The 14,010-nt window shown below is 69.0% G+C and carries 14 protein-coding genes; 11 read left to right on the top strand and 3 right to left on the bottom strand.

The features are described from left to right. Positions 1 to 121 precede the first annotated feature (121 nt). The 10 genes from ACIGQF_RS31280 to ACIGQF_RS31235 all read left to right on the top strand — a co-directional run bounded on the left by ACIGQF_RS31280 (position 122) and on the right by ACIGQF_RS31235 (position 6,815). Positions 122 to 472, top strand: coding sequence for a hypothetical protein (locus ACIGQF_RS31280; protein ID WP_399717229.1), 351 nt, complete (start codon positions 122 to 124; stop codon positions 470 to 472). Positions 473 to 476: 4 nt separating this feature from the next. After that, positions 477 to 1,067 (top strand): DUF6233 domain-containing protein, encoded by a 591-nt coding sequence (locus tag ACIGQF_RS31275; RefSeq protein ID WP_399717226.1) that lies wholly within the window; start codon positions 477 to 479, stop codon positions 1,065 to 1,067. Positions 1,068 to 1,199: 132 nt separating this feature from the next. Beyond that, positions 1,200 to 1,886, top strand: coding sequence for a hypothetical protein (locus ACIGQF_RS31270; protein WP_399717223.1), 687 nt, complete (start codon positions 1,200 to 1,202; stop codon positions 1,884 to 1,886). Positions 1,887 to 2,285: 399 nt separating this feature from the next. Further along, positions 2,286 to 3,035 (top strand): SDR family oxidoreductase, encoded by a 750-nt coding sequence (locus tag ACIGQF_RS31265; protein ID WP_399717220.1) that lies wholly within the window; start codon positions 2,286 to 2,288, stop codon positions 3,033 to 3,035. Between the two features lie 97 nt (positions 3,036 to 3,132). After that, on the top strand, positions 3,133 to 3,333 hold the full coding sequence (locus ACIGQF_RS31260) for a hypothetical protein (protein WP_399717217.1): 201 nt from the start codon (positions 3,133 to 3,135) through the stop codon (positions 3,331 to 3,333). A gap of 4 nt (positions 3,334 to 3,337) precedes the next feature. After that, positions 3,338 to 4,213: a LysR substrate-binding domain-containing protein gene (locus tag ACIGQF_RS31255; protein ID WP_399717215.1), complete on the top strand. Its 876-nt coding sequence runs from the start codon at positions 3,338 to 3,340 to the stop codon at positions 4,211 to 4,213. A gap of 6 nt (positions 4,214 to 4,219) precedes the next feature. Then, positions 4,220 to 5,158: an ATP-dependent DNA ligase gene (locus ACIGQF_RS31250; protein ID WP_399717212.1), complete on the top strand. Its 939-nt coding sequence runs from the start codon at positions 4,220 to 4,222 to the stop codon at positions 5,156 to 5,158. Between the two features lie 172 nt (positions 5,159 to 5,330). Next, positions 5,331 to 5,984 carry a DUF4232 domain-containing protein gene (locus ACIGQF_RS31245; RefSeq protein ID WP_399717210.1) on the top strand — a complete coding sequence of 218 codons (654 nt, stop codon included), beginning with the start codon at positions 5,331 to 5,333 and terminating at the stop codon, positions 5,982 to 5,984. Between the two features lie 250 nt (positions 5,985 to 6,234). After that, positions 6,235 to 6,483 carry a hypothetical protein gene (locus ACIGQF_RS31240; RefSeq protein ID WP_399717207.1) on the top strand — a complete coding sequence of 83 codons (249 nt, stop codon included), beginning with the start codon at positions 6,235 to 6,237 and terminating at the stop codon, positions 6,481 to 6,483. Positions 6,484 to 6,584: 101 nt separating this feature from the next. Further along, entirely contained in the window at positions 6,585 to 6,815 is a 231-nt protein-coding gene (locus ACIGQF_RS31235) for a hypothetical protein (RefSeq protein ID WP_399717205.1), read from the top strand. A gap of 231 nt (positions 6,816 to 7,046) precedes the next feature. Here ACIGQF_RS31235 and ACIGQF_RS31230 read toward each other — a convergent pair whose 3' ends face one another. Continuing rightward, entirely contained in the window at positions 7,047 to 7,745 is a 699-nt protein-coding gene (locus tag ACIGQF_RS31230) for a hypothetical protein (RefSeq protein ID WP_399717202.1), read from the bottom strand. 238 nt (positions 7,746 to 7,983) lie between these two features. On the opposite strand from ACIGQF_RS31230, the gene ACIGQF_RS31225 reads away from it, so the two are divergent. Next, entirely contained in the window at positions 7,984 to 9,012 is a 1,029-nt protein-coding gene (locus ACIGQF_RS31225) for a Shedu anti-phage system protein SduA domain-containing protein (protein ID WP_399717199.1), read from the top strand. On the opposite strand, the gene ACIGQF_RS31220 is transcribed toward ACIGQF_RS31225, so the two are convergent. Continuing rightward, on the bottom strand, positions 8,919 to 10,484 hold the full coding sequence (locus ACIGQF_RS31220; protein WP_399717197.1) for an RNA-guided endonuclease InsQ/TnpB family protein: 1,566 nt from the start codon (positions 10,482 to 10,484) through the stop codon (positions 8,919 to 8,921). The two genes, ACIGQF_RS31225 and ACIGQF_RS31220, sit on opposite strands and share 94 nt — an antisense overlap. A 593-nt stretch (positions 10,485 to 11,077) precedes the next feature. Continuing rightward, positions 11,078 to 13,459 carry a Helicase associated domain protein gene (locus ACIGQF_RS31215; RefSeq protein WP_399717194.1) on the bottom strand — a complete coding sequence of 794 codons (2,382 nt, stop codon included), beginning with the start codon at positions 13,457 to 13,459 and terminating at the stop codon, positions 11,078 to 11,080. Between the last annotated feature and the right edge of the window lie 551 nt (positions 13,460 to 14,010).

Genomic DNA, 14,010 nt, shown 5'->3' with positions numbered 1-14,010 from the left:
TCTCAGACGGGAGCGCTCACTGGCAACGGCACCCCTGGGAGCAACGGCGACGGGGAGCCATGAGGAGGAGACGGCGGCGTGCCGCCCGCCTCAGAGAATCGAACGGGCGTATCATTCTGGCGTGGCCGAGTACGACTTCCCCGAGGACCTCACTGCCGCCCAGCTGGAGATGCACCAGACCCGCGCCGAGTACCGAGCGCTGTGCGAGACGCTACCGTGGTTGGCAGTGCCGCAGCCGGGATACGAGCGCCCGGAGGGGCACTGGTACCCCTTCCGGCGGGAGGAGTCCCCTGGCTACACCGAGGAGCAAGCCGCGGAGGAGGCCCGGCTGCGCGGCCGCATGCTGGAGCTGTCCATCCAGATCGGCACACACCCGTACTGGGACACCCTCTCGGGTCCCGCCGTCGTTGCCGCCCGCAGCGCCCTGAAACACGTCCACGACACCCCCGCCGACGACGCGGACGCGGCATAGCGCCATGGACGAGGACCCAGGGCCGCTCGCGGACGGGGAGCTACCGTCCGAGCCGCCCACGCCGCCGATCCGCATCGTCCTGCACGACGGCCAGGAGCTGGTCGGCCGGCTGCTGCGCCGCTGGCAGGGAAACACCACCGCCTGGTTCTACGAGGTCTCCGTGACCTTGTGGCCGACGCGCAGGTCGGCGGCCGGGACCTGGCCGAGCCGGCCGACATCGTCTTCAGTGCCCCGGCCTCCCATGTGCGGCCCGTCGACGGAGTCTCCTATGCCGGGGTGCCCATCGAGCGGGACCGCCAGGCGCTGCTGCGGGCGCGCACCGGCCGCCGGCCACCCACTCCGCCCGCCCCGGCCCCCGCTCCCAGTTCGGGACCGGACGCGGGGGTGGGGGAGTGGTGGGCGCTGGAGCGTTTCCGCGTCGCCTACGACTCCAACAAGCCCCGCCCCGGTGCGGGTGCACCGCGCAGGCTGTCCGCTGTGCAAGGCGCGCGCGGATCTCACCACCGCCCAGGCCCAAGCCGCGCTCGAGGGCCCGGCCGCGGATGCCTGCAAGGTATGCGGTGCGGCCGCCCGGCTCCAGGAACTGCGCACCTGACCGCTCGCGGCAGCCAGAACCCTTACCGGGAAGCGACGCGTCGTTCCTGTCGCATGGCGGGGCAATTGCATGGCTACCCCACAGAAATGCGCTTATCGCATCTGAAACAGCAACAGTTTCTAACATCTAGTCATGAGCGAAAACGAGGAGCAGGCTCGATTCTTCGTCCGCACCTGGGCCGAGGCGGTACTCCGCCAAGCGGAGCGAGCGCAGGCAATACGGCACCAAGCGCGCCAAGACGACCGCAATTACGAGCGGATGGAGGACTGGAGCCCTTCGATGGAGGTGCTTGAGCGGAACTTCCGGGCCCAGTGGGCCGAAGAGCACCAGCTGGTGTGGGCCGCACACCAGCTCGAACGATGGGACGCCCGCCTGCGCCGTGAACGGGGGCAGGAGCCCCGCAAGGAAGATCCCTTCCTGAAGGATATACGAGACGCTCTGGAGCACTTGGACGAGGTCGACTTCACCGGGGACCAGGCCGTGTCGCCGGTTCCGGTGAAGGGCAAGGAGTACATCGGCCGTGCCATCAGGAAGCTGCCAGGCAGAGCCCTCGACCTCTCCCTAGGCGGATCAGCTTTGGTGGGCGGCATACCCCCGCAGGCCATCGAGGCGCGCGCCCTAGAGGCGGTTCAGGCGGTGGAGCAGGAGTTGGAGCAGGAGCAACGTGAGGAGTACGCAGCGTTTCTCCATGCCGTCGAGCATGACCCGGAACTGCGAAACTCGTTGGAACGGCTGGCTGACTTCTACGCGTACCCCGAGCGCGTGATAGGCCCGCCGCTCGCCCAGGGCGGTAGCCCGGACACAGCAACGAAAGCCTGACCTTGTAGGTGTCGGCTGCCGAGGCGACCGGAACAGGCCTCAGGCCACCCGACCGCCGGGCGAGGCCGGGCCAGGCCCGTGGAAGAGGTTGGTCATGCTGCTCATGCCCGCCGAGCCGATGCTTGCCCAGCCCGTCGACACCTTCGCCCTGCCGGCCGGGTGGGCGGCGGAGCCGGAGTGGGACGGTTCTCCAGACACTCGGAGATGTCTCATCCGAGTGGCTGCCTGAATCAGTGCGCAGACACCCGCAGCCGGTACGCGCAGTGTGACCAGCGGTTATCGAAAACGTTTGTGGGACGACGCGCAGGTTGTGTTGGTCTGCGTCCGTTATGTCTGCCTAGCCTCGTGAGTGGAAGTGATCAGTCCGGTCACTGACAGTGATATGAGGAGGTGCTGGACATGGCCAAGCACGCGCTGAAGGACAAGGTCGCGGTCATCGGCGGGGGCGAGAAGAATCTGGGCGGACTGCTCAGCAGGTCGTTCGCCGAGGCCGGAGCCAGGGTCGTGGTGCACTACCACACGGCGGAGAAGGAGGCGGAGGAGACCGTCCGGGCCATTCAGGACGCCGGCGGGCAGGCGGTGTCCGTGCAGGGAGACCTGACGGACGTGGCGAGTGTGCGGCGGCTGTTCGATACCGCGGTGGACACCTACGGCGGCGTCGACGTCGCGGTGAACACGACCGGGATGGTGCTGCGCAAGCCGATCCTGGAGACCACCGAGGAAGAGTACGACCGTATGTTCGGCATCAATGCCAAGGCGGCGTACTTCTTCATCCAGGAGGCGGGGCGCCGCCTGACCGATCACGGCAAGATCATCAGTCTGGGCACGTCCCTGCTGGCCGCCTTCACCGACGGATACTCCACCTACGCGGGCGGCAAGGCGCCGCTGGAGCACTTCACCCGGGCGGCGGCCAAGGAGTTCGCGGACCGGTCGATCTCGGTGAACATGGTGGCGCCGGGGCCGATGGACACGCCGTTCTTCTACCCGCAGGAGACGCCGGAGCGGGTGGAATTCCACAAGTCGCAGGCCATGGGCAACCAGCTCACGCACATCGAGGACATCGTCCCGCTGGTCAGGTTTCTGGCCACCGAGGGCTGGTGGATCACCGGGCAGACCCTGTTCGCCAACGGCGGCTACACCACCCGATGAGCCCGCACATCGGGCCCGGCCGCGCTCGTCGACGCGGCCGGGCCCGGGGCGGGAGCAAGCTGTATCCGATTCCGGCACCTGCACAGGAGAGTCAAGAGTGGCTGCCGAGCTGACCGATCCCGCGGTGGCCGCGTTCGTCACCGCGGTCGACGCGAGCGACGGGGAGGCGTGCTTCGCCGCGCTCACCGACGGCGCAGCGATGTCCGACGACGCCGCCACGGGCGTGGACCTGCGGGCGTGGGCGGGGAGCGAGAGGCGGGGCGGTTCCCTGCGTCAGCGTCGCAAGGGAGTGACCTGACCTCGTGGTCCTGGACCTGCACAAGCTGGAGCACCTGATCGCGGTGGCCGAAGAGCACAGCATCACCCGCGCCGCCACCCGCCTGCACCTGTCCCAGCAGGCACTGTCCACCTCCATCCGCGTCCTGGAACGCGAAGTGGGCGTCCCCCTGCTGGAGCGCACCGCCACCGGTGTGGGGCTGCTGCCCGCCGGCGCTGCCCTGGTCCAGGACGCCCGCATCCTGCGGGGTACGGCACGCTCCGCCCTCCAGCGCGCCCGCCGCATCGGCCGCGGCGAGAAGGAAGTGCTGCGCCTGGGGCACACCCCGGCCGTCACCGGGGAAGAGATCATCGCGCTGCTGCGGCAGGTGGGTACCGCCCACCCTCACCTGGCCACCGACGTCAACCAGCGCTACCCGAACGAACTGACCGAAGCCCTGCTGGCCGGAGACCTCGACATCGGGCTCTGCCGGGCCCTCGCCCCGCCACACGGACTGGCCCGCACCACCCTGGGACAGCACCCCCTCAACATTGCGGTCGCCGCCGACCACCCCCTTGCCACACGCACTTCCGTGGCCCTGTCAGAACTCGCTGACCAGCACTTCATCGTCTGGGGCCAACCCGGCCACTCCGGCTACACCGACCTGCTCATCAGCCACTGCCACGCAGCCGGCTTCGAACCCCACACCGAACGCACCGCCCTCCAAGGCACCCCGCCCGCCACCGCCGTCATCGGCACCGACCGCCTCGCCTTCGTCACCACAGCCCCAGGCTCCGCCGTCGGCGGCGCCGCCCGCATCCTCGCCCTGGACCCACCCCTCTACGCCCCCTTGCACGCCCTGTACTCCCCACGGACCACCAGCCCCGCCCGAGACGCATTCCTCGCCACCGCCGCGCTGTGACCACACGTGTCTCGTGAGACACCCCGCAGTCTGGAGAACGACGGCTTCCGCGCCCTGCTGGCCCACGACCAGGAGCAGACGCTGCTGCGCTCCCGCCACGGCACCGACCTCACCCCCGGCTTCCCCGAACTGGCCGCCGCGTCCGCGCAGCTGCCGTACGACGTCGTCCTGGACGGCGAGCTGGTCATCTGGGCCGACGGCCGCCTGGCCTTCGAGCATCTGACGCGACGCCTGAACCGCCGTCCGGCCACTGCCGCGCGCCTGGCCGAGCAGCACCCGGCCCACTTCGTCGCCTTCGACCTCCTTCACTACGGTGTCGACCTCACGTCCCACCCCTACGCTCTGCGCCGCGCCGCTCTGGAAACCCTCTTCGCTGACCACCGGCTCGGCGCGCCGTGGACGCTGTGCCCCATGACCACCGACGAAGCGACCGCGCGGGAGTGGCTGTCCTGGTCGGCTGCCGGCATCGAGGGCTGCGTCTTCAAGCGGCAGCAGCAGCCGTATATCCCGGGCAAGCGTGCGGGCGGGTGGCGGAAGTACCGCGTTCGGGAGTCCACCGAGGCCATCGTCGGCGCCGTCACCGGCTCCCTGCACCGTCCCGGCACGCTGCTGCTCGGCCGCCTCGATGCGGCCAGCCGCCTGCGCTACGTCGGCCGCACCACCCAGCTCGATGCCGCCCTCGCCCGCGATATCGCCGCACAGCTGACCCCGGCCGGACCCGGGCACCCCTGGGCCGGCCGTAGGTTCAGCACGGGCTGGGGTACGAACGGCACTCTCGACGTCACCCTCGTCGTCCCCGAGCTGGTTGCCGAGATCAGCGCCGATGTCGCGCTGGACGGGGCCGGCCGATGGCGGAACCTCCTGCGCATGCTCCGCCCTCGCAGCGATCTCCTCCCGGTCGACGTCCCGCGGTTCGGGCAGGGCAATGAACCGGCAACCGGCTGAAGCGGTGAAGTGCTGCAGATTGTCCGCGGCGGGGCCTCACCGGTTGGCGCGTGGTGTGTTTGTGAGGCGTGAGTGAGGCGTTTCCGGGACGTCAGTGGCTGGGGGAAGGGTGGTGGTCACACCGCGGGAACGACGCAGAAGGCTCCCGCACGGAAAGCAGGGGACCCCGATCATGCGTACTTCCCGGATTCGTGCCGTCACTCTGGCCGGTGTCACCGCTGCGCTGGCGCTGGGTCTGACGGCCTGCGGCGGCGCCGACAACGGCAGCTCGAAGGCGGCCGGCGGCGACAGCACCGCCGATACCGCGCAGAGCCAGTCCGCCACGGGCGGGGAGAGCAAGGCCGGGACGGAGGACGTGCGCTCGGAGGCCGCCCCGGGCGGTACCCAGGAGGCCGGCGCGCAGCAGTGCCGTGGGGATGAGTTGCGGCTGACCGCGGTGCACCGGTTCGCCGGGCAGCAGGGCGACCACCTTCTGGTCACCGCCTCCAACGAGGGCGCCAAGCCGTGCTGGGTGACCTCTTACCCGTCGGTGAAGCTCGGCGGCGACGTCGACGTGGCCGCGCTGCCGCATTCGAAGAAGGACAAGCCGGGCAGCGGAGGTAAGCACCTCACCCTCCAGCCCGGGGGCAAGCTCTACAGCGCGGTCAACCTCTTCGACTACGGCTCGGGGCACCACACGGAGCAGTCCTTCTCCCTCGCGCTGCGCGGCGCGGACGGCCAGGTGGGCCCCTCCTTCTCGGTCGCCCTCAAGGGCGCCAAGCAGCAGTTCAGTTGGAACGAGGCCGACGTGCTGAACTGGAGCACCGCCAAGCCGTACGACTTCTGAACGTCCCGCCGGCCACTGATCTGACCACTGAAGCCTGCCCGGGAAGTGCCGGGCGGGAGTTGAGCCCACGCGGTCGAAGGGTTCGGCCGCCCGGGGCCGGTCGGCGCTCCGCCGACCTTCGGCGTTCCGGCCGGTGCGGTGTCCGAAGCGCGCAGCGCAGCCACACCGGACCGGTCACGCCGCCCCATGGGAACGGTGCGGTACGCCTCCTGGCGTGCCCACCGTGTACGTACAGCAAAGGGAGAAAAGTATGCGCAAGTTCAAGCGGGCAGCCGTTCTCGGCGCCAGTGTCCTGGCCTTCTCCGGCTTCGGCATCGGAGCCGCCCAGGCCGCCGAACACTCGTTTGAGACGCAGGGCAACGCCTCGACGGACTGCATCACCAAGGAGACCCAGAAAGCTGCGGACGAGGCCGCGGGCCACCACGTCAAGGTCACCCACTGCGAGCGCATGCCCCAAGACCCGGGCAACACCAGCATGCTGGTCTTCTACCAGGCCTGAGCCCGAGGCGGGTCACCTCCGGCCCTCTCCACCCAGGCCCGGTCTCCTTGACCGCGCCCGTCGGAGAACCGGACGCCGCACCCGCACCGAGTTCCGTCGACGTGACGGACGAAGGCGGCTCCTCCACCCGCTGCACGGGTACCGGAGGGGCCGCCATCGGCGTCTCCCAGGCGGCCACGCAGCACCAGACGGAGGTGCCCGGCAAGATCGCGACGGACTGCAACAAGGCCTCGTTGGGTCAGGGCGACAACGTCGTCATCGACTTCTGCGAGCAGCAGGACCTGCCCGCTGGCTCCACCCCCACCATCACGATCTACTGGCACTACGCCTGACCATCACCACCTCCGGCGCCCCGTGGTGAGGCCACCGTTCCCCCTTCCCGTCCCTTTGCTGAGTGCGCACCTGACAGGGCAGGCCACGGGCCCTCACCCGAAACCGGCGCCGAAACCGACGGGCGACGGCTCCCCGCCCCGGCCAGGGCAGGGGAGCCGTCGCCCGCGCGCCCTGGCGGGCGCCCTGGGCGCGCCTGACACACCGCTTCCGAGAGCGGCCGGCACCCCCAGCTACCCCATGGCGGCGGCCACGGTCTCCAGGACGGCACGTTGCTGCGCGCTGATGGGGACGTCGGCCTGGCGTAGCGAGCGAAGCGTGGTGCCTTCCGCGCACAGCCGGCACAGCCCGAGAATGAGGTTGGGGCCGATGAGGTTGTGTGGGGAGGAGCTGTCGTCGACGGGCCGGTAGCAGCCAGGCCATAGCAGACAGTCCTCGGTCTCCTCTGCCGGCGGCGCGTCCGGGCCGAGCAACAAGGCGATGCGGCAGAGGCTCTCTCCGGCCTCGGCCCACAGGCCCATCGGCCGCTCCACGCGCCGTTCGAAGATGACGTCGTCCTGGCCGTCGATGGTGCGGACCCGGGCGAGCATGCCGATGCCTTCCTCCGGGTGGTTGGGGATGAACATCAGCGCGGTCTTGTACCCGGGCTCCTCTTCCATGCTGATGCCGTGGGCCTGGCCGGTGGCGAGGGCCGTGCCCAGGTCGCGCAGTCCCTGGCCGCCGTCGTCGTTGCGCAGACGCAGCGGCCACGCGGCCGGAGCATCGTCGGCCTCGGCGGGGGAGGCGGTGAGCAGGATGCCGTTGCCGGACTGCCGCACGTCCAGGTGATACATGCCGTGGACGGAGTGGAAGGCGGTGCCGAACCACTCGCGGCTCGACTGCTCCCTCCCGCTGTGCGGTTGACGCGGCTTGTTCGGCTTGTGACGCCCCATGAGCACCCCGCAGAGTCGGCCCGTGCACGGGCCGGACGGTCCGCGGAACCCTCAACCGACAGCGAGACCGCCCGGGTCGCAGCCGACCAGGCGTTCACCCGTCCAGCGCACGCTGAGGCCGTACTCCCGACGGGCGAGGATGAACTGCACGAAGGAGCCCGCAGCGGGTCGACCAAACTAAAGTTCCCATTTCGACAACTTGCCTACATACCGTCGCAGGTTGCCTCAACGTGCGCTCATGGATCAGGACGAACCAGTCTTCTTCGATCGCCGCCCTGCGTCTTCAGGCGCCGTCTCGTACGGCGAGCGGATGATCATCAGAGACACCACTCGCGTGCGGATCGAAGCAATCCCCTACTTCATCCCTCACAAGAACTCAGCGGCCGAACTGTCCATGAAGCTCATCCGGACGGACAAGGTCGACGGGGAACCGTGTGAGATGACGCTGAACGCCAATGACCTGAAGGTGTTCAAGCGGCACATAGCCCAAGCACTCGCTGTCTCCGAGCAGGAAGACGACGGCCAGTACCTCGTTTTCCGAGCTGACCAGCTCGACACCCAGACGAGCGCGTCCGACGACGCCGTACGCGCCATCGGCGGAGCTCTCGACAGCCGCAGATTCGCCAGCAGAGTCGCTCGGCACGTCGACCCCGTGACCCTCGCCAACGCATTCTCCGCGACCGTGAGAATCGGCGAGCTCCGTTCGGCAGTAACGGAGCTGCAGGAAAACCTCAGGGAAGGCCGAGCCAGGGAGGACATCTACCAGAGCTGGTGCGAGCGCCACTCCTGGGCCTTTGGCAATGCCTACGTAGCTCGCGATGACCAAAGATTCATCGGCATAGGCGATCATGTCGACTTGCTCATGGAGTCGACAGCGAGCGGCCTGCGAGACATCTACGAACTCAAACGCCCCGACAAGGCCGTCATCCTCTACGACGACACACACAAGAACTGGTACTGGTCCACTCATACGGCGCAGGCCATCGGCCAGTGCCACAGATACCTCGACACCCTGCACCGAGCAGCGCAGCACGGCTTGCCCGATCGTCCCGAAATTACGGCCTACCACCCGCGAGCGGTGGTAGTCATTGGCCGCTCACATGAGTGGGAAAAGTCCAAGCTGCACGCGCTGCATGGTCTCAACAGTCGGATGCACGGCATCACGGTCATGACCTATGACCAGCTTCTGGCCCAGTGCACGGCTCTACTGGACCAGATCTCCTCCGACGAGGCAGCACAGGAGACAACAGAGGGCCTGTCGGCGTGATGCCGACGAGCGATCGATTGGGCCTGCTCGCCGACTGTGTTGAGTCGACGAACAGGCCCACTGATACCGGGCGGCCAACGGCAGGAGCCTTCAGCAGGGTGTGTTCGTGGCGCGGTTTTTGATGTTGAAGGCGGCGCCGATGTCGGCGTGGGTGGCGTGCCCGCATCGGTGCAGTGGAAGAGGGAGCGGGTGCGGCGGCTTTTGCGGTCGACTTGGCCGCATTGGTGGCAGGTCTGGGAGGTGTAGGCGGGATCGACAGCGGTGACGCGGGCTCCGTACAGGCGGGCTTTGTACTCGATCTGCCGGCGGATTTCCCCGAACCCGACATCGAGCATCGCGCGGTTCAGCCCGGCCTTGGCCGCGACGTTCTTCCCTGGTGTCTCCGTGGTGCCGCGGGCGGACTTGGTCATGTTCTTCACGTGCAGGTCCTCAATGGCGATGTGGGCGTACTGGGTGACCAGGCGTTTGGTCAGCAGGTGCTGGGTGGAGGCCCGGTGGGCTGCGACCAGTCCGTGCAGCCGGGCGACTTTCTCGCGCGCCTCCTGCCAGCCCTGGGACTGCGCGTGTGCGGGCCGGCCTTTGACGTGGCGTCGGGCCATGCGCCGCTGCCACTTGGTCAGGGCCCGCCGCGCGTTGTCCAGGTGTCGCGGGTTGGCGATCAACTGGGTCTTGTCCTCCCCGAGGACCAGCGGGCTGGAGGTCGCCGCGAACACCTCCACGCCCAGGTCCACCCCCACAGTCCCGTTCTGGACCTGCCGCCGGCTGGGCCGCGCCGACGCGGGTGCGGGGATGCGGACGCTGAAGGCGGCAAACCACCGGTGCCCGTCCCGCGCGATCGTCACCATCTTCGCCTGACCGCCGCGGGCCAGCAGCCGGGCCAGCCGGTAGGCGGGCCGGTGCAGTCGCACCGTGAACGCCCGCTGCCCCTGCGGGTCCTTCTCCCCGCCGATCCGCACATGCCGCAGATCCGACGACACCAGCCGCACACTGGTCATCCGGAAGGAATCCCGGCACCGTCCCGCCCGTTTGGGCCGCGGGTAGCCGACCGTGGTGCCGCGGCGCCGGGCGGAGAGCCAGTTCGCCCAGGCAGTGTCGGCGTCGCGGAAGGCCTGCTGGCACACGGTGGCGTTGACGCCCTTCCACCACGTATACCGGTACTGCGGGCCCTGACCTTCCAGGCGGGGGCCGATCAGCGGCCGGTCGCGGACCGCGAGGAAGATCCGCTGGAGGTCGAACTGGCTGGGCATGGCCGCCTTCGGCGCCGCCTTGGCCGCCCCGGCAGGCTCCATGCCCTGAGCGATCAGGCGGTCGCGGCCGCGGGCCCAGCGCTGCTGGGCGGCGTGCTTGAGGCCGAAGGCGAAGTTGAAGCAGCAGCGGGAAGCGGTGGCATAGCGCTGCAGGACGACGAGCTGGTCGGGGGTGGGATCCAGGAGCTCGCGCACCACGACGGTGGTGGTCTCGGTGTCGGTCATGCGCGGAGCCTTGCACCCGCCACCGACAACGAACCGCCATAAAGGTGACAAAACGTGTCACTCCACGCCTACTGCCGCTTCGTGCGTATGTTGGGTGCAGGCCGCTCCCCTGGAAAGGGGGCGGGCTCGGCCCCCGGACGGGGGAGTAGAACGCTCGTGGACTGCACCAGCCTTTATGGCAAGGGCAGGCAACACCCCACCGAGGTGGGGAGGAAGCGAGAAGCTCCGGCCTCATGGGGCCGGGCAGCGTGGCCGGGCAACCGAGCCACCCGTCCCCACCACGCGTGCTGTACACGCTATGTGCTGTATGGGCTCTATGCCGGGATCGATGGAAGTGTGGGAAAACGCGATGCGTTGAGAACTCCGTTGCAGGTCAACGAGCCCGCAGCCCGTACGCGCGGGACGGTCCCTGGCGAAGATCTCCCGGGCCGGGGTGGAAGCCCCGCAGCCCGTACGCGCGGGGACGGCCCCGAGCGGTGTCTCAGCGTCAGCAGTCAGCATGACGATCCGCAGCCCGTATGCGCGGGGACGGTCCCTGCGGCGCACGGCCGGATGACGGCATGATGCCGCTGCTGCTCTTCCTGCGGCGCGCTTCATGCCCAGTGGAGTCCGAGGTCGGCGAGTCGGGCGAGCTTGTCGCCGGTGAGTTTGGCGCGCCGGCTCTTGGTGTTGGACAGCCAGATGCCGAGCTTCACCTCTGTACCGTCTTCCAGCGTCTCTACCTGGCCCCTGGGAACGGTCACAGAGCCGGTGCGGGCCTTGTACTGAGCCAGGGCCGCCACGCCTCGCTCGAACGCCCCAGAGCCGCCCTTACGACCCTTCGAGGCCGCCTTGGGCGCGGGGAGGGGCTCGATGCCGAGCTGTTCCAGGCGTTCGCGCTGTCCGGCCGAGAGCTTGGTCCAGGTGGTGTGTTCGCGTTGTCGGGCCAGCCAGCGTCCGATGTCGGCGCCGTTGACGGTGACGCCGGGCAGCAGGTCGGCGACCGCGGCTCCGCCGGTCAGGCACTCCCGCACGGCGGCGTAGTGGCGTTGCCAGTCGATGGGCCAGGCCGGGTTCCAGTCCGGATCGATCGCGGCCAAGGCCGCGGCCCGCTCCGGATGCCCGTCCAGCGCCCCCGGGCGGCGCAGGTTGGACAGCCATTGCCCCACCGGCCGGTCCAGCGCGGTGGCTGGCCGCGGTGCGGCGAGGGTGCGGTGCTGCTCGAAGTACACCCGTGCCGCGGCGAGGTTCTCCTCGAAGGCGGCGTCGGTGGCGTCCCAGACCATGCCGAGCTTCTCCAGCCGCTCCGCCCGCGCGCCCGACATGGTCCCGGCCCCGTAGGCGCGCCGCTGCTCAGCGACCCACTGCCCCAGCGGATAGGCACCCTCGCGGTGGTCGTACGGCACCCGGGCGTGCCCCTCCCGCTCCACGAACCGCCGCAGCGCGGCGTACCCACGAGCCCAGTCCTGCCGCTCGGTGTCGATCACATTGAAGCTGACCCACTCGGCGACCATCACCGGGTCCCGGGGAGCGGCGAACCGCAGCAGCAGTCGCGATTCTTCCTGGCCCTCCTCGGGCTCGGTTCCGATATTCTGCGACGGTTCCACGACATTCTTCTGCGGCTCCTGCGGAACGGCCAGCAATTCCACAGCTTCTTCATCATGCGCCCGAAGACCGGTCAAGATCTTTACGAGCGGGCGATACGAGCTGGAGGTGAACATCTCCTCCGGCCGCTCACCGGGCTTGAGGAAGACGGGCACGATCAGCGAGGCGAGCTTCCCCTCGCCGGGCTTCTGCCGCAGCGCCCGCCCGATCGCCTGCACGATGTCGTGCGGCGCGCCCTTGGGGTCGAGCAGGGCAACACTGTCCACGCTTCTGATGTCGACGCCTTCCCCCAAAACGCGACAATTCGAAAGGACCGCGCGTCGGGCCGTCGTCGCAAAGCCTGCCAGCACCTCCTGCCGGCGCTCGGGAGCGTGCTCCCCGCACAGCCAGTCCGCCCACACCTGCGCCGGATACTTCTCGGGCTGATCGGCGTGCAGCTTCGCCGCCACCCGCGAAAGCCCCTCCGCAAACGCCTGCGCCTCCATCGTGCGGTGGTGGAACGTGATGGTGGTCTGCAGATCATGCTCGGCCATGGTGCGCAGCAGCGCCGCGTGCAAGGCGCCGAGCCGCTGCCCGCGCACCTCCTCCTCGCGCCGCTGCGGGCCGTACAGCCGCTCGGGGGTGACCTCCTCATCCCGCAGCTCCACCACGATGATCTGGTACCGCGCCAGCAGCCCGCGGGACACCGCCGAGGCGAGGGAGAGCTTATACAGCACCGGCCCGAACAGCCGCTCATCGTCCATCGAAGCCGCCAGCTCCGCCGGCAACCGGTCCCGCAGCCCCTCCCGCCCCTCCCACGAGGCCGGCCGCTCCTGCCAGATCCGCGGCGTCGCCGTCATGTACAACCGGCGCGCCGCCGGAATGATGGCCTGGTCGTGGATGTCCACCCACGCCTTCCCCAAAGATCCACTAGTGCGGTGCGCCTCGTCGAGCACCGCCAGGTCCAGCGGTGCCAGCTGCTGCCCGTAGACGCCTTCGAAGGCCTCCGCCAGCACGCCCAACGACGCGTAGGTGGCGTAGATGGTCACCGGCCCCGTCCCGTGCCACAGCGCCAGCTGGATCGGGTTCGTGGTGCACCGCACCCGCAGATTCCACAGCTCCGGATCGTCCTCAAGGGAACACACGGCCACGGCCGGCCCGGTGTGCCCGGCGGCATGCCACGCCTTCACCGTCTGCGTGAGCAGGTCCAGCGTCGGGACCAGGACCAGCACGCGCCCGTGCGGCACGAGCCGGCGCGCAGCTGCGGCGGCCATGATGGTCTTCCCGGTCCCGCAGGCGGCGTGGACCTGACCACGCAGACCGTTCGCCGGAATGCCTCCGGGCGGGATGTCGAGGCCGCGCACGATGGCGTCAACGGCCTCGATTTGATGGTCACGCAGCTTGAAAGGCATTTCCCGTGCTCTCCTTCTCGCGGAATACGGCACGTAGTGGAACTTGGAATGTCCGGGCGCGATGCGGGCCCGGGTAGGTGGTGAGGTGCAGTCCCAGACTCTACACAATGCATCAGAGTGATGCATTCGTGTTGGACATGTTGGCGTCGCGGATGTGATGGGTAGCCAGTTTGGGCGTGATGGCGGGGAGTTGGGTGTACTCTGTGGAACGTCGCTGGGCTTGGGTTCGACGAGGTGGTAGTTCGGGCGGAGCGCAGCGGAGCCCGTTCTCTTCGAAGGTGCCGGCATCGGTCCGGGCTCCGAGTGCCCGGTGGGGGAGTGGCCCGGGGTTCCAGGTTTTACACGGGTACAGATGTGATGCACCCTCCCTCGTAGCCAGCCTTGAAGTCCCCGCTTGCGGGGACTTCCCCATTCCCGCGAAGCGGGAATGGTACCGCTTTAGAATTCCGCTTGCGGAATTCAATTCCCGCGCTTGCGCGGGAATTTGACGGAGCGTCAGCGGAGTCGTTTCGCTGCCCAGCGCGCCAGCGCTGGGGTACCCGCTCCGCGGG

The organism is Streptomyces sp. NPDC053560 (assembly GCF_044544605.1).
Taxonomy (GTDB): domain Bacteria; phylum Actinomycetota; class Actinomycetes; order Streptomycetales; family Streptomycetaceae; genus Streptomyces.
Note: the sequence above shows the minus strand (reverse complement) of the source record. Positions and strands in the feature narration are given on the sequence as shown.

What these genes read in the sequence shown, in the direction of transcription:
- ACIGQF_RS31265 (WP_399717220.1), top strand. Translation starts at nt 2,286, where the DNA reads ATGGCCAAGCACGCGCTGAAGGACAAGGTCGCGGTCATCGGCGGGGGC.
- ACIGQF_RS31270 (WP_399717223.1), top strand. Translation starts at nt 1,200, where the DNA reads ATGAGCGAAAACGAGGAGCAGGCTCGATTCTTCGTCCGCACCTGGGCC.
- ACIGQF_RS31275 (WP_399717226.1), top strand. Translation starts at nt 477, where the DNA reads ATGGACGAGGACCCAGGGCCGCTCGCGGACGGGGAGCTACCGTCCGAG.
- ACIGQF_RS31225 (WP_399717199.1), top strand. Translation starts at nt 7,984, where the DNA reads ATGGATCAGGACGAACCAGTCTTCTTCGATCGCCGCCCTGCGTCTTCA.
- ACIGQF_RS31220 (WP_399717197.1), bottom strand. Translation starts at nt 10,484, where the DNA reads ATGACCGACACCGAGACCACCACCGTCGTGGTGCGCGAGCTCCTGGAT.
- ACIGQF_RS31230 (WP_399717202.1), bottom strand. Translation starts at nt 7,745, where the DNA reads ATGGGGCGTCACAAGCCGAACAAGCCGCGTCAACCGCACAGCGGGAGG.
- ACIGQF_RS31215 (WP_399717194.1), bottom strand. Translation starts at nt 13,459, where the DNA reads ATGCCTTTCAAGCTGCGTGACCATCAAATCGAGGCCGTTGACGCCATC.
- ACIGQF_RS31245 (WP_399717210.1), top strand. Translation starts at nt 5,331, where the DNA reads ATGCGTACTTCCCGGATTCGTGCCGTCACTCTGGCCGGTGTCACCGCT.
- ACIGQF_RS31240 (WP_399717207.1), top strand. Translation starts at nt 6,235, where the DNA reads ATGCGCAAGTTCAAGCGGGCAGCCGTTCTCGGCGCCAGTGTCCTGGCC.